The sequence below is a fragment of the Lysobacter sp. ESA13C genome (assembly GCF_019970005.1).
GTDB classification, from domain to species: Bacteria; Pseudomonadota; Gammaproteobacteria; order Xanthomonadales; family Xanthomonadaceae; genus Lysobacter; species Lysobacter antibioticus_B.
Genome location: NZ_JAHXYK010000005.1, coordinates 181,701 through 201,516, shown reverse-complemented (window position 1 = coordinate 201,516; position 19,816 = coordinate 181,701). Strand labels below are relative to the sequence as shown.

Below are 19,816 nucleotides of genomic sequence, written 5' to 3'. Positions count from 1 at the left end.
GCTCAACCGCAGAGGAAGCCGGCGCCGGCTTCGTCCTCGCGCGCCGGCTCGCGGATCACCCGGTCGACGCGCGCCTGCGCCGGGCCGTGGCCCAGCCATTCGGCCAGGCGCGTCACGGCGGCCTCGTCGCCGACCGCCAGCACTTCAACGGTGCCATCGGCGAGATTGTTGGCGTAACCGCGCAGCCCCAGGGCGAGCGCCTGCTCGCGGGTCGAGGCGCGGAACCACACGCCCTGGACCTTGCCGGCCACGAAGAAGCGCGCCGCGCTCATGCCTTCGGCACGGCGACCTGGGCCGAGGCCTTGGCGATGGCGGCCTCGATCTTCTTGGCGTCGACCGGGCCGAGGAATTTCTCCGCGACCTTGCCGTCGGGCCCGATCAGATAGGTCATCGGCAAGCCGCGCGGCGTATCGAAGGCCTTCGGCGGGTCGGCGACGTCGAGGATCGCGATCGGATACGACACCGGGTGCTTCTTGAGGAAGGCCTGCATATCGGCGAGCTCGATTTCCTCGTAGGCCAGGCCGATCACTTCGATGTGGTCGCGCATGGTGTCCAGCGCCGACAACTCGGGCATTTCCTTGATGCACGGCGCGCACCAGGTCGCCCAGAAGTTCACCACCACCCAACGGCCGCGTCGCTCGGCCAGGTCGTAGGTCTTGCCGTCGATGGTGGCGATGCGCAGCTCGGGCGTGTCGCTCGCGGTATCGGCGGGCGGCGCATCGGCCGGCTTGGCATCGGCCGGCTTCGTGGGCGCGGCCGGCGCTGGTTTGGCGTCGGTCGTTGCGGCCGGCTTGCCGTCGCTGGCCGGCATCTGCGGCTGCCGGCAGGCGCCGAGCGACAGCACGGCAACGGCCAGCGCCAGTGCGGACAACGAACGCAGACTGGACTTGCGATGACTCGGGATCATGTTCCTTCCTCTTCGGCGTGAATACTGGACACGCGTCGTTTCATGAGCGCGCGCAGGGGCACACGCAGTTCGTCCATCGCCGCGACCGCGGACTGACCCAGCGAGTCGTCGCGGCACGGCAGCATCGCCTCGGCGATCGGGATGCGCAGGTTGCAGGCTTCGTACAACTCGCCGAGCGACAGCTCGTCGAGATCGCGCGCGAGCAGCCATTCGCCGTTCTCGGCGCGGCGCACCACGTTGATCTCGCCGAGTTGCTCGAGCATCTGCTGGACCAGCGAATCGGTCAGCATCGGCTCCAGTTGCTGGATGTCGTCGATATGCAGGCCGCGACCGCGCTTGCGCGCCTCGTTGAAGCGGGCGAGCAGACGCAACAGGCCGTACATCTCGAAACCGAGCGGCAAGCGCATCGACGCGGGCTGGTAGCGGAACGCCGAGATCGACGAGGCCAGCGACGCGCCGAGCAGCACCGCGACCCAGCTCAGATAGATCCACAACAGGAAGATCGGCACGAACGCCAGGGTGCCGTAGATCTTCGAGTACGAACCGAAATTGCCCAGGTACAGGCCGATGCCGCCCTTGATGGTTTCGAACAGCACCATCGCCAGGAAAGCGCCGGCGACCGCATGCCGCCACTTGATCGTGCGATGCGGCACGACCCGGTAGATCGCAGCGAAGGCCAACCATTCCAGCAGCATCGGCGCGACCCGCAGCAACAGGCTTTCGAGCCAGCGGCCTGGTTGGGTCGAGAACACCTCCATGGCGAAGAAGCGCGCCGAGATCGCCAGGCTCGCCGCGGCGATCAGGGCGCCGAGCGTCAGCACGGTCCAATAGACCAGGAAGCGGCCCAGACGCGGGCGCGGCGAATGGATGCGCCAGATCCGGTTGAACGCCGACTCGACGCCGTTGAGGGTGATCAACAGCGAGACCACCAAGGCGATCACGCCCGCCGTCGTCAGCTGGCCGGCGTTGGCCGAGAACTGCTTGAGATAACTCTCCACCGAGCGCGCCGCCGAGGGCACGAAGTTGGAGAAGATGTAGTCGCTGAGGCGGTCGCTCCATTCGCCGAACATCGGGAACGCCGACAGCACGCCGAACACGACCATCGACAGCGGCACCAGCGCGAACACGGTGGTGTAGGACAGAGCGCCGGCGGCCTGGAACAGGTTGTCGTCGAGAAAGCGGCGGGCCAGGAAGCGGAAGAACGTTCCGGCGCGAGCGCGATCGCGCACCCGGTCGCTCCAGCGATAAATCGAGTCCAAGGGTTCCATCCGGCGCAGGGTAACCGATGGCGCGTCACGGGGGGCATGCGCTGCGGTTGCCTGGGGGTTCGTCGGGGATGAAGGCATTGCGGCACCAGGCGATGCGCCCCGCCCGCAACGCCCACCCAGCCGCCCTGGCTCCCCAAAACCCCAATCGCCCTCTCCCCATCCTCTATCCTTGCCGCCTACAGGAGAGATCGATGACCGAAGTTCTGGTGCTCTATTACAGCCGCGGCGGATCGGTGGCGCGGCTGGCGCGGCAGATCGCGCGCGGGATCGGCGAAGTCGACGGCATCGCCGCGCGCGTGCGCAGCGTCCCGCCGGTGGCCGCGATCACCCAGACCGCGGCGCCGCCGGTGCCCGAGGACGGCGCGCCCTACGTCGAAGCCCGCGACCTGGCCGAATGCGCCGGGCTCGTGCTCGGCAGCCCGACCCGGTTCGGCAATATGGCCGCACCGGTCAAACACTGGCTGGACGGGCTCGGCGCCGAATGGGCCAGCGGCGCTCTGGTCGGCAAGCCGGCCGGCGTGTTCACCTCGACCGCGAGCCAGCACGGCGGCCAGGAATCGACCCTGCTGACGATGATGGTGCCGTTGCTCCACCACGGCTGCGTGATCGTCGGCATTCCCTATACCGAACCCTTGCTCAGCACCACGCGTGGCGGCGGCAGCCCCTACGGCGCGAGTCATGTCGCCGGGCCCCAGGACGACCCGCAGCTCAGCGACGACGAAGCGGTGTTGGCGCGCGCCCTAGGCCGCCGGGTCGCCGAACTGGTCGCCAAGGTGAGCCGATGAGCACCGCCACGCCACGTCCCCGCTCCAATCTGGTCCTGCTGCTCGCTCTGCTGGCCCTGAGTGCGCTGTATGCGGCGTGGATGCTGTCGCAGCGTCATCTGGCCGCGACCCTGGTGGTGTTCGTGCTGCCGCCGCTGCTGCTCGCGATCGGCGTCTGGTTCCGCAACCGCCACGCCGCCTACTGGGCCGGCGTGCTGGCGCTGGGCTGGTTCAGCCACGGGGTGATGGTGGCCTGGTCGCGGCCGCCGGAACGCCTGCAGGGCTGGATCGAACTGGCCCTGGCGGTGACCGTCGTGTTCGCCGCCAACCTGCCCGGCATCCAGGCCCGCTTCGGCAGGAAACCCTGATCCGGCCCGGCGGGCATCCGAAGCCCGCGGCGCGAAAACCACGCGGCACGACGACGCCGGCATCGACAGCGAACGATCCGGCCGGGCCCTGGCCATGGGCCTATAATCTCCGCTTCCCCGACCTCGCGACCTTACCCACGATGGACCAGCTCTGCATCGTCACCACCGGCGGCACGATCGACAAGATCTACTTCGACGACAAGTCGGACTACCAGATCGGCGAACCGCAGATCGGCCGCATCCTCGACGAGCTCGGCGTGGCCTTCCGCTACAGCGTGATCCCGATCATCCGCAAGGACTCGCTGCACATCAACGCCGGCGACCGCGAGCTGATCCGCGCCGCGATCGCCGCCCAGGACGCGCAGCACGTGCTGGTCACCCACGGCACCGACAGCATGGTCGAGACGGCCAAGGTGCTGGCGACGATTCCGAACAAGACCATCGTCATGACCGGCGCCCTCAATCCGGCGCGTTTCCGCGGCTCCGATGCCGAGTTCAACATCGGCACCGCGGTCGGCGCGGTGCAATCGCTGCCGCCGGGCGTCTACATCGCCATGAACGGCCGCATCTGGGACCCGAGCAAAGTCCGCAAAAACGTGGACGCGAACCGCTTCGAAGCGATCTGAGCGGCGCATCGCGCCGCAGTTCGCGCAAGCGCCGCTTTGCTGCACTGCGATGCTTCCGGATCGATGCATTAGGATCGGGGGCTGTCCGATAGCAATGGTGATCGCGATGCGCGTACTCGTCCTGGCCGTAGCGGTGTTGGCACTGTCGGCTTGTCAGAAACCCGCCGACAGTGCGGACTCCACCCGGACCGCCAAGAACGACACCGGCCAGCCCCCCTCCGCATCGCCCGCGGCCTCGACCAATTCTCTATTGCCGCCGGAACGCGTGCTGCGCAGCGACGCGATCGGCTACGACGGCTTCAACGGCAGCGACCAGGCCGGCACCGTCACCGCGAAGTTCGGCGCCGACAGCGCGAGCGTCCGCCAGGCCTGGGGCGGCGAGATGAAGGACAACCGCGATCAGCGACCGGACGCCGCCTGCCACCTGCTCTATCCGGTGCGCGGCGCGGTTACCCACCAATACGCCTTCCTGATGGCCGGCGACAAGCTCGCCGGCATCGACGTCTACGACGCCAAGGCCATCGCCCCGGGCGGCGGCCGCGTCGGCATGAGCATCGCCGAAATCAACCAGGCCTATGCCGGCCGGACCAAGCAGGTCGCCAACCCGACCTTCGAAGGCTCGGCCTTCATCGAAGTCGCCGCGCCGCAGGCCAAGAACAGCCAGCTGACCTTCGAGACCGACGCACTCGGCACGGTCACCCATTGGCGCATCAGCGAACGCGGCACGCTCGAAGCCAGCGAGAGCTGCACGCGCTGAGGCGCGGTTCCAGCGTCAGTCGCACAGACCCGCCCTGGCCGAAACCGGCGCCGATCGGGCGCGCCGGTCGGTGCCGGGCCGCCACTCGTCGCGCGGCACGCCCGGAGCATGGTCATTTTTTGTGACTTTCGTCACTATTGAATGATCAACGGGAGTCTGGAGCCATGCTCATCGCCTCGCCGCCACCAGTCCAAACCTCGTGGGTCTTGCCCGACGCCACGGTCGAATCCGTGACGGTCCTGATCCAGCAGGCGCGGCAAGGGCGTAGCGACGCCTGGAATCTGATCTATGCGCGCATCTATCAGGACCTGCACCGGCTGGCGCGCTCCGAGCTGCGCCAGCGGGGCCGCCGTCCGTCGCTGTCGCCGACTTCGTTGATCAGCGAGGCCTGGCTGAAGATGGCCGGCGCCGCGTCCACCGCGGAAAGCCGCTTTCATCTGATCGCCTTGATCGCCCGCGCCATGCGCTATGCGATTCTCGACGAAACCAAGAAGGCGGTCGCGAGCAAGCGTGGCCAGGGCGCCGAGTTCGTCGATTACGACGAAGACTTCAAGACCGGCGAAACCGCGCGCATGGAGGAACTGGTGCTGATGGACCAGTTGCTCGAACACCTGGGCAAGATCGACAAGCGCCTGGTCTCGGTGGTCGAGCTGCGCTACTTCGGCGGCATGTCCGACCGCGAGATCGGCGCGTTGTTCGAGGTCAGCGAAGAGCGTATCCGGCGCGAGTGGCGGACCGCGCGCAGCTATCTGATCGCTCACCTCGGCGCGGTCCCGCTGCCCGATCCTCCGGCCGCCTGAGCCCGCCGGCGTCCATGTCCTCGGTCGAGGCCCGCGTGCTGTCGCTGTTCAGGGCCTACATGGATCTGGACACGCGCCAGCGCCCTGGTTTCCTCGCCGAGATTCGCCACGACGATCCACAGGCGCACACGCTGCTGGCGGCGATGATCGCGGCCGACGCGGTCGCGCATCCGCTCGACGAACCGCTGCGCCCTCCGGCGAGTGCGCACGATGACGCCGCACCCGGCTCCGACACGGAAGGCGACGAACGCATCGGCACCCGCCTGGGGCCGTGGCGGATCGTGCGCAAGATCGGCGCCGGCGGCATGGGCATCGTCTACGAGGCGCAACGCGACGATCGGCAATACCTGCAGCGCGTGGCCTTGAAATGCGCGCGTATCGAACTGTCGTCGCCGCGTTTGGCCGACGCCCTGCTGACCGAACGCAACCATCTGGCGCGGCTCCAGCATCCCAACATCACCGCCCTGCTCGACGGCGGGCTCGACCCCGACGGACACCCCTGGTTCGTCTTGCAGTATGTCGAAGGCCTGCCCATCGACGATTGGTGCGACCGGCATCGCAAGACCCTGGAAGAACGTGTTGCGGTGCTCGGGCAAGCTTGCGATGCGCTCGCCTACGCGCATGGCGAAGGCGTGCTGCACCAGGACCTGAAGCCTTCGAACCTGCTGGTGACCGCCGAAGGCCGAGTGCAGTTGCTCGACTTCGGCCTGTCCGCGCCGCTGAGCGCGCATGGCGACCCGGCATCGATACCGATTGCGCTGACGCCCGGCTATACCGCGCCGGAGATCGTCTTCCAGGGCTCGCCGCCGAGCGTCGCGGCCGATCTGTATTCGTTCGGCGTGGTGCTGCGCCGGCTGTTGACCGGCGACACCCCCTGCCCATCGTTGCTCGCCCAGGCCAGCCGCTGGATGGGACCGTCGCGTGCCGACGATGCGCTGGTGCAGGCGGCCCTCGCGGCACCGCCGGGCGTCGCCGAGAACCGGAGCTTGCCCGACAACCGTACCCTGGCCAGACGCCTGGCCGGCGATCTGGATGCAATCGTCGAACGCTGCACCCACGCCGACCCGCAGCGGCGCTACACCAGCGCGCAGGCGCTCGGCGAGGATCTGAAACGCTGGTTGCAACAGCGCCCGGTCAGCGCGCGCAACGGTGCCCTGTACCGCGCCGGCCTGTTCCTTCGTCGTCATCGCCTGGCCCTGGGCCTGACCGGCGCCATCGTCGCAACGGCGGCGGTCGGCATCGGCGCGACGCTGTGGCAGGCGCAACGCGCCCAGGGCGAAACCGAAGCCGCGCTCGCGGTCAACCGTTTGTTCGAAGACACCTTGGGCACGGCAACGCTGTCCGGCCTTGGCGATACGCCGTTCTCGTCCAGCGAGCTGTTGCGTAAGGTCGAGACGAAGATCCGCAGGCTCGACCTGGAAGAACAACCGCGCGTATTCGCCGGCGCCCTGGCCTCGCTGGCGCGCAGCCACGCAGTGATCGGCGATTACCCCGGCGCCACCCGCCTCGCGGGGGAAGCCTCGCAGGTGCGCGGCGGTGGGGATGCGGCGTCGGCCGAGACCCAGGCCACCCTGGCCTCGTTGTTGAATCTGCAGGCGCGCCACACCCGGGCGCGCGAGCTTGCAAGACAAGCCCTGCAGGCGCTGCCCGACGACGACGACGCGAGTCGCGCCGCCCGCCTGCGCCTGCTGACCGAAATCGCCCGCAGCGAATGGGAGCTGGTCGAACATCGGCAAGCGCAACAAAACCTCGACCGGGCGCTAGCGCTGGCGCGCATGCGCCTCGACGCCGAGCCCGCGCCCTATGTCGAGCTGCTGACCTTGCGAGGCCACTGGAATACGCGCTTGTTGAATCTGTCCGCGGCCGAAGCCGACCTGCGCCAGGCAATCGCGCTGTCGGCCGACGAGCCGTCGCAACTGGCCAATCTCGCCCGCGAAAGACTGGTGCGCCTGTTGACCGTGCAAGAGCGCTACGCCGAAGCGCAGACCATCGCCCAGCAACTGCTCGACGAGCGCCGCCGCAGCCTGGGCGAACGCCACCCGGACACCGGCCGCGCCTGGGCGGTGCTGGCCGACAGCCAATGCGCCGGCGACCGGCCCGAGGATTGCCGCGTATCGATCGCCCGCGGCCGGGAGATCCTGCGCGCCAGTTACGGCCCGTCGCATCCCGAGTACGCCGAAGCATTGCGCGTATCGACGCAAATCTACTTTTTCGACGAGAACAGCTACGCCGAGCACCTGGACGAAATGCGACGCGCGGTAGCGATCATGCGCACCTCTTACGGCCCGAAGCACGAACTCAAGCTGCGGGCGGAAGCTGACCTCGGCGTGATGTTGGTGCATCGCAAACCGGCGGCGATGCCGGCCGAAGTCGCTGCGACGCTGAAAGACGAAGGCATGAAACAGCTCGCATCGTTCATTGCCGAAGCCAACCGGCAGAGGATTCCGGTGTTCGCGCCGAAGCTCTATTACGCCCGCGGTCTGGCCATCCGCAACCGCGGCGACGATGCGGCGCAAGCCCTGCGCCTGCTCGCCGAAACCGAAACCGATGCGCGACGCTATTTCGGCCCATCGCACAGCTTGCGGTTCCGGATCCCTTTTACGCGCGCGGCGATCTCCTACTACGTTGGCGATCTGAAAGGCGCCGAAGCGCAGCTCATTACGCTGACGCCACAGGTCGAAGCCTCTCTGCCCAAGGTCCGCGCCCGACTCGCGCTGATCAACATCTTTCAATTGCGCGCCAAAATCGCCCTGCAACAGGGCGACGGCGCGCAAGCCCGCCGCTTTCTGCTGCGGATGCGCGACACCGCCACCCGCTGGCTCGGGCCGGAGCATGCGTCCGTCCGCCTGGCGCGCGAGGCTCTGGACGAGCTCGCACGCAGCCACCGATGACCTGTCCGGACCGAACGCGGCCCACCGGAGCGGTCGTGCCGGCCGCCATGCCTCACTGCACGGTGCAAGTCAGAAGCAGGCTGACACTGCTGTTGGCCGGGAAAGTGGCGACGACCAGGCCGCTGCCCTGCAAGGTCGCGACATCCACCGTCCCGGGGCACACCGCACCGCCATTGGCGCTACAGCTCACCGTGGCGCAAGTCAGCCCCGGCCCGACCGTATCGCGAATCACCGCACCGTCCGCCGCGTCCGGGCCGGCATTGCTCGCGACGATGGTGTACGTGCTGGCGGCGCCTCTGGTTACGGTGTCGCCGGCCTGGTCGTTCGCCCCGGCCGCCGGTGTATTGGTCTTGGTGATCGACAGATCCGCCACCCGCCGGGTGTTGGTCACGCTGCAGAGCAGATTGACCCCGGTGTCGGCATCGGTCAGCGCATAACTGCCGCCGGAAGCCGGCACGGTAAACGTCGTCCCGTCGCTGGAACGCGTGCAGATGTAGTCGGAGGTCGTATAGGTACCGGTCTGGGTCAGCCAAGTCTCGGCGCTCAGGTTGAGGGTATCGCCGATGTAGACCGCGGTCGGCGGCGAGGTCGACGTATTATTGCCGGTGGCGTCTGCGACGGGCGCGTAATTGCCCGAGTAACCGCTGGCGCTGTTCGCGCCGGCCGTACGCGACCAGGCCAACACGACCCGATCCCCTGGGGCGGCACGCGCCCAAATTTTCTGCGTTTGGAAGGTGGGCGACTTGCGGTCGGTGACCGTGCAGACGATGTCGGCGCCGGCAGGCACGCTGAGCAAGGTGTAGGTGTCGCCGGAGTTCCTGAAGACTTTATTGGCGGCGATGTTGGTGCAACTGAAATCGGTCAGCGTCCACGCCCGCCCGGACGACAGCACGGTGGTCTCGATGATGCGATAAGTCTGCCCTGGGGTCATCGGCACCGGCACGCTATCGGTCACCACCGTGCCCTCTGTCGCCGTGGTCAGGCTACGCGTTGCGACCACGCTGGCCGAACCCTGGTCGATGGTGAAATCGAAGGTCCCCACTCCACCGTAACTGACTTTGCGCAAGGTCAGTTGCGCTTGCGCCAGCGTGTCGCTGTCGGTCGCGCTGTTGTTGGTCAGCGCGGTGTCGCCGGTGCCGGCTCCGGCCGCGACCGTGGCGGTATTGGCGAGGGTGCCGGTCGCGCTCGTGGCGATGGTGCCGGCGATGGTGAAGGTCACGCTGCTCGAAGTACCGCCGCTGTAAGGCAGGGACGGAATGACGATGCCGCTGCCCTGCATCAAGGCGACGGTGGTATTGGCCACGGTCGGGCACACCGCTCCGCCGGTCGGGCTGGCGCAGGTCACCGAACTGACCGTGAAACCTGCGATCGCCGGGTCGGTGAACACCGCATTGGCGGCACCGAACGGGCCCGCGTTGGTCACCGTGACGGTGTAGCTACGCGGCCCCGGCGCATAGGTGTCGCTGGTCTGGTCGACGTTGCCGTTGACCCCGGGCGTATTGGTCTTGGTGATCTGCAGGTCGGCGCCGAAGGTGATGTTGGCGGTCGGGCAATTGGAGCCGTCGTTGGAACTCGAACCGGGCGCGCCGCTGATCAAGGTGGCGGTGCCGGTGGCCAGATCGAACTTGTAGAAACCGCTCGGCGGGTTGTTGCCGGAGCCGTACAGGCCGTTGGGTGCGCCGTACATGGCGCCGAAGAAGCCGTCGGGCAGGCTGTTGGACGCACCGATATTCGCCACCGAGCCGGTGCTCGGGTTCACCGACACCAATTGGCCGGTGAAGGTGACGCCATACAACAGACCATTGACCCAGGCCCAGTCGGCGATATCGATCGCCGCGCTCAGACTGACCGCCGTCGCGGTCATCGTGGTCACGTTGATCGCGTACATCGTCGTGCCGGCGGCGAGGTTGCTCTTGACGTAAAGAATATTGCCGGCGGTGCCGAACGCTCCGCTGATGTAAGTCCCGACAGGCAAGCCGCTGACGGTGCCCAAACTGACAACAGCGCCGTCGGACCCGATCCTGACGAGCGTATTGCTAGTCGGGGTGACCAGGCCGTACTGATAATTGTCGGTTGGGTTGTAGCCGACCGCGTTGTACACCACCGTCGCCGTGCCGACGGCATCGAAAGTCAGCGGATTGGCATTGGTGCCGATCTGGTACAGCGTGGTCGGCGTCGGCGCGCCCGGCGACTGCTCCAGCCACAGCCTCGAATCGCAGGTGCCGAAGCTCGGCTGCATGCCGTCGGTGTCCGAAGCGCTGTTGTCGGCCGCGGCGGTCTCGCTCACCCCGACCGGCACGGCGATCGCCGCGGTGTTGGTCAGGCTGCCGCCGCTGGCGGTCGCCATGGCGGTCACGGTAAACGTCACGCTGCCGCCGGCGGTCAAGCGCGGGATGACGATGCCGGCACCTTGCATCAGAGCGACCGTGGTGCTTGCGGCGACCGGGCATTGCGAACTCAAAGTGGCGCTGCCGCAGGCGACCCCGGTCACCGACAAGCCGCTCACCGCCGGATCGGTGAACACCGCATCGCTGACCGTCGTCGTGCCGGCATTGCTGACCACGATCGTGTAAGTCAGGGTCTGGCCGGTACCGTACTGGGTCTGGCCATCGGTCTTGCTGATCCGCAGGTCGGTGTTGCTCGGGCCGCTGAATTCCGAGGTCGAGCCGATCGAGGTGGTCGCCGTAGTCACGCAACCCGCGTTCTGGCAGCGGGTCGCGGTCATGCTCAGCGACGCCGCATCCAGGCCGGCGACGGTGCAACTGCTCGGCACGCTGGCGCTCGGCACGGTGACGGTGCAACTGCTCAGCCACACTTGGCCCTCGCCGAAACCGGTCGCATCCAGGCCGCCGAGGTTGCGGTAAAAATCGATGCGATAGCCGTTGGCATTGGCGGTGGTGTCGAGGACGAACTTGACCGTGGTGCCGACGATGCTCGTCACCACCGGGTAATTCATCAAGGTATTCGGGCCGGTATCGGCGTCGGCGGCATCGTTCGCATTCACGCCATCGGTGCCCAGGTCGATGCCGAGCCCGCTGTTTCCGGAGATGTTGGTGTTGGCATAGATAGCGTTGTTGGTCGCCGTCGTGCCGCTGACGTTGATGCCGTCGCCCGAGTTGCCGGTGATGGTATTGCCGGTGATCGTGTTCTGGTTGACGTTGCTGTTGGCGTTTCCGGTCAATGCAATACCGACGCCGCCGTTGCCGGTGATGATGTTGCCTTCGATCCGGTTGTCGTTGGTCTGGTTGGTGCCGGTACCGCCGGTGGTGCCGGTCAGCACGATGCCCGCGCCCGTATTTCCGCTGATCGTATTGTTAGTCAGTGTGTTGCCGCTGGTGATATCGCCATTGGAGCCTACCAAACGGATACCGGCACCGCTGGTTCCGCTGATCACGTTGGAGTCCACGGTCACGTCGGTCACGCCCGAGAGAGCAACGCCGATACTGACGCCGCTGAGGCGGTTTCCGGCCACCCTGCCCTGGTACCCGGCAATGGCCGCATTGTTGAATACACTGATGGCGTAGGAGCCGATCCCGCCGATGGTGTTGTTGGTGATGGTGCAGCCGTTGCTGTCCGAGCAGCGAATGGCGTCGAACGCGGCCGACATGGTGATCGTGTTGCCGTTCATCAGCATATTGGCGACATTGGCCGCGCTCACCGCCACCGCAGCGAAGTTGCGGATACTGATATTGCGAAGCTGACTGTCGCCCGCTCCCGCGGCGAAACGCAGTGCCTGATAAGCACCGTTGTTGCCGTTCAGGGTGATGCCGGCGCCGTTGAGGGTCAGCGTGTCGGAGACTATCGGCAGTTCCGATCCGACGTTGATGGTGCCGCCGACGCTGAAAACGATGCTGTCATTGACCGTCGCGGTCAGATTGGCCGCCGTAATCGCCGCGCGCAGCGTGGTGCAACTGAAATTCGGGCTGGTGCCCGCGCAGGTGCCGGCAGCATCGCCCAGGCTGGTAACCGTATAGGTTGCAGCCAGACCGCTGCCTGCCCACAACGACGAGGAAGCCACCAGCAGCCACAGACAGGCGATCCTGAACCTGCGCGGCCGTTTCCGCTCAGCCCCGGCGCTGCGGGCTACGGTCATCGGCTCGGTCCGGCGGCGCGCCGCCGCGATCCAAGTACGCAAATTCATGGTGCTGTTCCCCTGAGTGGTATCGATGCGAACGCCGCAGCGATCTGCCTGCACTCGACCGCGGACCGCTCCAGGACACGGCAGCGGTTCGCCTCGACTGCGGGCGGTTCAGAGGGAAAGTAGAAAGGCGCGCCTGAAACCGTCGGCGCGGATTCAGAGAGGATTCACTTTGGCGACAACGGCGCCGACATGGCAAGAACAGCTGTAAAATCAATAGCTTGTGCTGCTGCGAGCGCGAACGGGCGAGCTCGCGGCAAGGCCGCAGCGCTGCTGCCTCGATCCAAATCGCAGGCCGGCCGGCACGGCATCCGGTGGGCATTCGCCGCTACTGCCGCACGGTCAAAGCCCACGACCACCGCCGATCGCATCGGGGCCACAAAAGAAACGGGCTCCATCGCGGAGCCCGTTTCGGTTCGATCAGCTACGGACAGGCATCAGAAGGTGATGCTCCAGGTGTCGATGCGGCCGACATCGTTGTTGGCGTTGTCGTTGACGCGCAGCTTCCAGGTGCCGTTGAGCGGCTCGCTGGACAGGTTGAAGTTGAAGGCACCGCTCAGATTGTCGGCGCTGCCGCCGGCGCGGTTGCTGATGTTGTAGAGCGAGCCGTCCGGCGCGACCAGGTCGACCTTAATGTCGCCGCGATAGGTGTGGATGATGTTGACCGACACCGAAGCGCTGGTCGGCGCGTTGCCGGTGCGGCCGGACACGGTGATCGGGCTGTCGACAGTGGCGTTGTCGTTGATCGCGTAGTCGGTGCCGTTGGTATAGGTCTGGGTGCCCGGACCCGGGCCGGTGCCGGCGGTCTTGCCGAGTTCGCCGAGGAAGGCCAGGCCGAGCTTGGCAAAGGGCACGCTGTTGGCGGCCGAGTTGCCCATGTTGGCGAGGGTGTCGTTGGGCGTGTGGATGGACCCGAAGTAACCGCCGCTGGAGGTGCCGCCCTCGAAGTAGATCGCCGCGGGGAAGCCGGCCGAGGTCCACGAGGCATGGTCGGAGCAACCGTAGCCGCAGGTGTAGCTGCCGACGGTGCCGCCGATGTAGGTCGTGTACAGATCGCGCAGGAACTGCTGCAGGCTGGAGTTGGAGTAATCGCTGACCAGGCGCACCGCCGGCGCGCCGCTGGTGCGGTAGTTGGTCATGTCCAACTGCAGCACGCCGACCACGTTGACGCCGCGGTTCTTGAAATCGGTGGCGATCGCCTTGGAGCCGCGCAGGCCGACTTCCTCGGCGGCATAGCCCATGAACTTGATCGTGCGCTTGGGCTTGTAGCCGCTCGCCATGGCCACGCGCAGCACTTCGGTCAGGGTGGCGATGCCCGAGGCGTCGTCGTCGGCGCCCGGTGCGTTCATCGAATCGCCGCTGCCGCTGCTGGAGATCGAATCCAGGTGCGCGCCCAGCACCACTACTTCGTTCGGCAACTCGCTGCCCTGGATGGTCAGGATCGCCGAGGGCTGAGTCGAACAGGTGGTGCAACCGGTGTAGAGCTCGGCGGTAACGTCGCTGCGGCCGTTGGCCAGTCCGGCCCAGGTGTCCTTGATCCAGGTCGCCGAGGTGCGGCCGTGGCTGGAGGCGTAGTAACGGTTCGGGTACTGGGTCGACAAGTGGCTGATGGTGCCGCGGATGTTCGCTTCGGCGACCTGGCCCAGCCAGGGATTCACCGTCGCCTGGTTGTCGATGGTGTAGGTGGCGAACTTGGTGTTCATCGCTTCGACGCTGCGCTCGCTGCGCACGAAGGCTTCGGCCTCGGCGCGCGTCTCGAAGGCGACGAAACCGCCGCAGCGCTTTTCCTTCTCGTGGACATGACGGGTCACGTCGGCGAGCTGATAAGTCTTCAGTTCGGCCACCACCAGCTTGGCACCGGCCGGGTTGCTGACGCCGGTGGCGTTGCGCGCGAGCGACTGCACGCCGGCATCGAAGGTCTCGCGCGAGGTGACGATGAACACCGGCTGCAACGGATCGTCGGTGGCGTCGGCCGGACGTGCGTGATCGTGGCTGTGCGTCTGCGCCATCGCCGGTGCGATGGCGGCGGACAATGCGAGGGCGAGCAAGGCGGGCAACGGGGCAAAGTGCTTGTTCACGGAAGGCGCTCCTGTTCGGCGTCGCCCGGCCGGATGCGGGCGGCATCGGCGCAGGGACGCGATGGACTGGGATGACGGCCGCAGAGTGCGGTTCGTCGCGAGAGTTTGCTGCGCGTGAAAGCGGCGCCGAACGGTGCGGGGGGAAACGTTCCGATACGCCCGGGACTCGACCCTAAGCGCGATCCGATATGACGAACAAGCGACAACCTGTTCGAGCGCACATTCGCGTTCGTGACCTCGGTCATGCATACGCGCAGTAACCGCTTACGGCGCACGTCCGGAGGGCGAAATCGACACTAAAACCGCGGAATTTTCACTGTTTCGGCGATGGAAACATCGCCGTTGCGGCGGCCCGACGCGATCGCCCTGCACCGCAGCATGCGGCTGCGCAGAAACTCGACGAAGCCGATGCGTGCCTGCATAAACGCGCATCCCCGGTCGTAGCCGGGGATGCGCGCTGCAACTTGCCTACGATCCGAAAACGATCAGAAGGTGATGCTCCAACTGTCGATGCGGCCGGTGTCCTGGGTGGCGTTGTCGTTGACGCGCAGCTTCCAGGTGCCGTTGAGCGGCTCGCTCGACAGGTTCTTGACGAAGGTGCCGACGACGTTGTCGGCACTGCCGCCGCTGCGGTTGTGGATGTTGTAGAGGGTGCCGTCCGGCGCCACCAGGTCGACTTTCAGATCGCTCTTGTAGCTGTGCAGGATGTTGACCGCGATCGAGGCGTCGCTCGGTGCGTTGCCGGTACGGCCGGACACCACGATGCTGCTCTCGACCGTGGCGTTGTCGGGGATCTGCACGTCGGTGCCGTTGCTGTAGGTCTGGGTGCCGCCGCCTCCGCTGACCGTGACCGAGGCGGTCTTGCTGTGGCTGGCGTTATCGTCGTCGGTGACCGTCAGGGTGACCGTGTAAGTGCCCGATGCGGCGTAGGTCTTGCTCGGATGGGTCGCGGTCGAGGTGGTGCCGTCGCCGAAGTTCCAACTGCGCGCGACGATGCTGCCGTCGCTGTCGCTGGAGCTATCGGTGAAGTTCACGCTGAGGCCGCTGACGCTGGAAGTGAAATTCGCGACCGGCGGGGTATTGATGGGACCGGTGCCGCCGACGGTGAAGCGCACCGCGTTCGGCGTGCCCGGCTTGCCGGCGGCGTCGGTGCCCTGCACGTACAAGGTGTGCACGCCGTTGGCCAGGCCGGTGGTCGGGATGCTCGCGGTCACGACTTCGCGGCTGCTGTTGTAGCTGCCGTCGCTGGCGTTGAGCGGATACGAGACCGCTCCGGCCGCCCACGGCGGCGCATCGAGGTAGGCCCGCGCCGAAGCGATGTTCTGCACCGGCTCGGTGCCGTTGCTCTGGTTGAACACGCTGTCGTCGACGGTCGCCGTCAACGTGACCGGGGTGCCGGCCGGCACGGTCGCCGAAGACACGCTGACCGCGGTGGTGTCGGGGCCGGACGGCAGCTTGTACGGCGCCCATAGGCTGCGCGCTGCGTAGCGCAAGGATTTCAGGTTGTCCGGCAGGGTCGTGCCCTGGAAGGTGCTGCAGCTCTCGAAGAACGACACGCCCAGCTCGATCGTGTACGCCGGCACGCCGAGCAGGCCGTACATGGTGTCGTCGGTGGTGCCGTCGGTGGCGTAGAGCTCGTCGGATTGTTGCGGGCGGTAGTTGTTGTGGAAGGCCATGCGCCGGCCGAGCGCACGCAACGCCGCGCTGTTCGGCGCGGGATTGCTGGTGTCGCCCCACGACCACAGCACCAGCTGGGCGGCGCTGTGGATGTCCATGAAAATGCCCTGGTAATCCTCGGGCGCGGCGGTGTTGACGTCGTCGGGACGACGGTCCGGGAAGATGCCGCCGGTATACACGCCGCTGCTGTTACGGGTGCCGGCGACCAGGCGCATCAGGTTCTGCGTCTCCGGCTCCGAGGCCGCGAGCGGGCCGCGATAAGTCTCGGCGCAGGCGTTGCCGCTGGAGCCGCCGGCGGCGCTGTTCCAGTGATAAGGGAAGTTGCGGTTGAGGTCGACGCCGATGGCCGAGGCGCTGCAACTGCCATTGCTGTTGTTGACGTTCTTGCGCCAGGACGAGCCCGCCTCGGCCTTTTTGCGGCCGTCGGGATTGGCCTGCAGCACGAACTGGAAGGCGAAGTTGTCGAGCAGCCAGGTCGCCTCGTCGTTCGTGCCGTAGTTGTTGGCCAGCCATTCGGCGAAACGGGTGACGGTTTCGGCCGGCGTGTACTCGCGCGCGTGGATCGAACCGAACAACACCAGGGTCGGCTTGTTCGGCAGCGCGGCGTCGGTCGCCGAATTGGTCAGCTTGAGCACCTTCATCTCGTAGCCGGTGCCGGCGCTCTGGGTCTTCTGCCAGCTCGGTCCGATGTTGGTCACGCGCGCCAACTGCGGCTTGCTCGCCGCCAGCTGGTCCATGGTCGTATAGGTTTCCTCGACCGTGCGATAGCAGGCATAACCGGGAATGCTCTTGATGCCGAGCGCGGAGCTTTGCAGCGCGGTCTGCAGGCGTTGCAGTTTCTCGGTCGCGTCGCGATCGACCTCGTACTTGAAGCCGGCGCGGCTCAGCGCGGCGAGATCCTCCGGCATGGCTTCGACGCGGACGGTCTTGGCCTCGCGGTCGACGATCAGATGCTGGAAGCGCGACGCGATGCGTTGCAACTGCGCGCTGTTGGTGTATTTCGCGGTGACGAAGACAGGCAGGTCATCGGCTGCCTTGGCGCCGGCGGACAAGGCCAGCAACAGGGGCAGCGCGGCGTATTGGAAGCGCATTGGGAAACTCTCCATGTACCGGTACGTTGGACAGCGATGCGGTGGGTGCGGCCACCATGCTGGGTACGCGGCACGTGGGCTGACAAGCGTCGCCCGTCGCGGCCATGCCTCGCTTTCGTGATGCGTACGGCAGAACGGCGCAGTGGTCTGCGATGACGCATGGCGCGTCTTTGGATCGGGGTGCACGCGGCGAGGTCGCCGGGCCGCGCGGAATTCCATTCGCGAACAGGACTTCGTCCATGGCGCTTCCCCGCGGACGGGGAAGCGCCAATGGAAACGCCGCGCGCCGTTACGGCGCGCGGCGTCGGTGGATCAGAACGTGATGCTCCACTTGTCGATGCGGCCGGTGTCCAGGTTCGCATTGTCGTTGACGCGCAGCTTCCAGGTACCGTTGAGCGGTTCGCTCGACAGGTTCTTGGTGTAGGTGCCGATGACGTTGTCGGCGCTGCCGCCGGTGCGGTTGTGGATGTTGTAGACCGTGCCGTCCGGCGCCACCAGGTCGACCTTCAGGTCGCTCCTGTAGGTGTGGTAGATCGTCACCTGGATCGGCGTGGTCGCCGAGCCGTTGCCGCTGCGGCCGGACACGGTGATCGAGCTTTCCACGGTGGCGTTGTCGCTGATCGCCACATCGGTGTCGTTGGTGTAGGTCTGCGCACCCGGGCCGCCCGACACCGTGACCGTACCGGTCTTGGTGTTGGTCGCACCATCGTCGTCGGTGACGGTCAGCGTGACGGTATAGGTACCGGCGGCGCTGTAGGTCTTGGACGGGTTGGTCGCGGTCGAGGTGGTGCCGTCGCCGAAGTTCCAGCTACGCGAGGCGATGCTGCCGTCGCTGTCGGTGGAGCTGTCGGTGAAGGTCGCGGTCAGGCCGCTGACCGACGAGGTGAAGTTCGCCACCGGCGGATTGTTCGGCGTGCCGCCGCCCGAATCCAGGCCGTCGATGAACTGCGCACCGGTGTTGCCCGGGTCGAGCCAGTTGCTCAGGCGCGAATCCGCCGCACCGCCGCCGGTCCACGAGGTGAACACGCGGCCGTACTGGTCGCTGCGGTTGGTGCCGGTGGCGCTGCAGCTCGACGGACCGCCGTGCAGCTGGCCGATCACGCGCTTCTCGGGGCTGTAGATCGGCGAACCCGAGGAACCCGGCTCGGTCACGCCGCCGGTCGGCTGCCACTGCACGTTCAAGTGGGTGGTGCCCGCGCCGCCGCCCCAGGCCACGAACGAAGTCGGGCTGGTCGAGTTGCTGATGCGCTTTTCGGCCACGTTCGGGTGATGGATGCCGATCGCACCCGGATAGTTCTGATCGCGGCGGTCCCAACCGGCCCAGAACAGATTGAACGCAGGGTTGGCCGGCGTGTTCAGTTCGAGCAGCGTGAAGTCGGAGGTCGCGTAGGTCGCCTTGTAAGTCGAACCGGACTGGGTGTTGGTCATCGAGCCGTCGCCGTTGGCGCCGCTGGCGGGCGTGTTCGGCGGGCGGCAGGTCGAGTTCTGGTAGTTCCAGTACACCACGATGCTGGCCGCGGTCGACGCCGTACCCATGCCGCAATGGTGCGCGGTCAGGAAGTACATCTTCTTGTCGTTGGCGGTGTTGTTGACCAGCGAACCGGTGCAAGCGAGCGAACCGTTCTTCGAGTAGGCCGCGACCGAGCGGATGATGTCGCGGCGTCCGTCGCCTTCCGGGCAGACCACGTCGATGTTGCAGGCGCCCGAGACGCCCTTTTCGCCGCTTGCTGCCGCAGCCAGGCGGCGCGCGAGCGGTCCGAAGCCGACATAGTCGTGACCGAGCTTGGTCAGGTGCAGCTTCAGTTCGCCGGCCTTGGCCGCGGGCACGACCACTTCGATCACCGCCTCTTCGCCGGGCACGATCGCCGTCCACAACTGGCCGGAGGGATTGTTGTCGCGGTCGGTGTACTCGCGGATCAGGCTGCGATCGCCGCCTGCGGTCTGCGTCGCCGGATACACTAACAGACGGCCGCCGGCCGGCATGTGGTACTGGGTGAAACCGAAGTTCAACGACAACGCCTTGTCCGAACGCACGCGCTGGCGCCAGATGACGTTATCGGCATCGAGCTTCTCCCACACGCCCGAATTCAACGGCGTCATGTCGAGATCGAGCGAGGCGGCGAAGCGAGGAATCTCATTGCGCGCTTCGCGCACGCGGTCTTCCGCGCGCAACTTGGCGACGTCCACCGCCGGCATCGCGCGCAGCGCGATCTTGTCCAGGCGCGAGATATTGGCGTGGTCGAACGCTGCCGGGCGCGTGGCCGGGGCAGCAAGTGCGGCACTGATCGACAGTCCGAGCAACAGCAAGGAACCACAAAGTCGTTTCATGAGTCTCTCCGTCCGTAGTAGAGGCAAGACCGCGACGCCGGCTGGGCCGGTGTGTTCGACAATGGCGATGGCGACGGGGTCAGGCGATGGGAACTGGATGCTCCAGCGTTTGATGCAGGCGAG

General features: G+C 66.7%; 14 protein-coding genes. 6 read left to right on the top strand and 8 right to left on the bottom strand.

The features are described from left to right. Positions 1-2: 2 nt before the first annotated feature. The 3 genes from yccX to LC490_RS12115 are packed head-to-tail and all read right to left on the bottom strand — an operon-like array spanning position 3 to position 2,175. Positions 3-272: an acylphosphatase gene (yccX, locus tag LC490_RS12125; RefSeq protein ID WP_223620328.1), complete on the bottom strand. Its 270-nt coding sequence runs from the start codon at positions 270-272 to the stop codon at positions 3-5. Continuing rightward, positions 269-907: a TlpA disulfide reductase family protein gene (locus LC490_RS12120; protein WP_223620327.1), complete on the bottom strand. Its 639-nt coding sequence runs from the start codon at positions 905-907 to the stop codon at positions 269-271. The genes yccX and LC490_RS12120 overlap by 4 nt, the downstream gene beginning before the upstream one ends. Continuing rightward, positions 904-2,175, bottom strand: a complete 1,272-nt coding sequence (locus LC490_RS12115) for a YihY family inner membrane protein (protein ID WP_031373734.1) — start codon at positions 2,173-2,175, stop codon at positions 904-906. Before LC490_RS12115 ends, LC490_RS12120 begins: the two co-directional genes overlap by 4 nt. A gap of 191 nt (positions 2,176-2,366) precedes the next feature. On the opposite strand from LC490_RS12115, the gene wrbA reads away from it, so the two are divergent. From wrbA to LC490_RS12085, 6 genes are all read left to right on the top strand, one after another. Continuing rightward, on the top strand, positions 2,367-2,960 hold the full coding sequence (gene wrbA / locus LC490_RS12110) for an NAD(P)H:quinone oxidoreductase (RefSeq protein WP_031373733.1): 594 nt from the start codon (positions 2,367-2,369) through the stop codon (positions 2,958-2,960). Next, positions 2,957-3,307: a DUF2069 domain-containing protein gene (locus LC490_RS12105; RefSeq protein ID WP_223620326.1), complete on the top strand. Its 351-nt coding sequence runs from the start codon at positions 2,957-2,959 to the stop codon at positions 3,305-3,307. The genes wrbA and LC490_RS12105 overlap by 4 nt, the downstream gene beginning before the upstream one ends. Positions 3,308-3,447: 140 nt before the next feature. Beyond that, positions 3,448-3,933, top strand: a complete 486-nt coding sequence (locus tag LC490_RS12100) for an asparaginase domain-containing protein (protein ID WP_031373731.1) — start codon at positions 3,448-3,450, stop codon at positions 3,931-3,933. 106 nt (positions 3,934-4,039) lie between these two features. Continuing rightward, positions 4,040-4,690: a hypothetical protein gene (locus LC490_RS12095; RefSeq protein ID WP_223620325.1), complete on the top strand. Its 651-nt coding sequence runs from the start codon at positions 4,040-4,042 to the stop codon at positions 4,688-4,690. Positions 4,691-4,854: 164 nt separating this feature from the next. Continuing rightward, positions 4,855-5,490 (top strand): ECF-type sigma factor, encoded by a 636-nt coding sequence (locus LC490_RS12090; protein ID WP_223620324.1) that lies wholly within the window; start codon positions 4,855-4,857, stop codon positions 5,488-5,490. Between the two features lie 14 nt (positions 5,491-5,504). Next, complete coding sequence (locus LC490_RS12085; protein WP_223620323.1) at positions 5,505-8,381, top strand: serine/threonine-protein kinase; 2,877 nt, start codon at positions 5,505-5,507, stop codon at positions 8,379-8,381. 52 nt (positions 8,382-8,433) lie between these two features. On the opposite strand, the gene LC490_RS12080 is transcribed toward LC490_RS12085, so the two are convergent. The 5 genes from LC490_RS12080 to LC490_RS12065 all read right to left on the bottom strand — a co-directional run bounded on the left by LC490_RS12080 (position 8,434) and on the right by LC490_RS12065 (position 19,693). Further along, on the bottom strand, positions 8,434-12,522 hold the full coding sequence (locus LC490_RS12080; protein ID WP_223620322.1) for a right-handed parallel beta-helix repeat-containing protein: 4,089 nt from the start codon (positions 12,520-12,522) through the stop codon (positions 8,434-8,436). 434 nt (positions 12,523-12,956) lie between these two features. Then, complete coding sequence (locus tag LC490_RS12075) at positions 12,957-14,597, bottom strand: M20/M25/M40 family metallo-hydrolase (protein ID WP_223620321.1); 1,641 nt, start codon at positions 14,595-14,597, stop codon at positions 12,957-12,959. A 296-nt stretch (positions 14,598-14,893) separates the two neighbouring features. Then, entirely contained in the window at positions 14,894-15,019 is a 126-nt protein-coding gene (locus LC490_RS24400) for a hypothetical protein (protein ID WP_255610845.1), read from the bottom strand. Positions 15,020-15,082: 63 nt separating this feature from the next. Next, positions 15,083-17,365 (bottom strand): M14 family zinc carboxypeptidase, encoded by a 2,283-nt coding sequence (locus LC490_RS12070; RefSeq protein ID WP_051885343.1) that lies wholly within the window; start codon positions 17,363-17,365, stop codon positions 15,083-15,085. Between the two features lie 312 nt (positions 17,366-17,677). Then, the gene (locus LC490_RS12065) at positions 17,678-19,693 is read right to left on the bottom strand and encodes a proprotein convertase P-domain-containing protein (protein WP_223620320.1); all 2,016 of its coding nucleotides are present in this window, start codon (positions 19,691-19,693) and stop codon (positions 17,678-17,680) included. Positions 19,694-19,816: the final 123 nt, after the last annotated feature.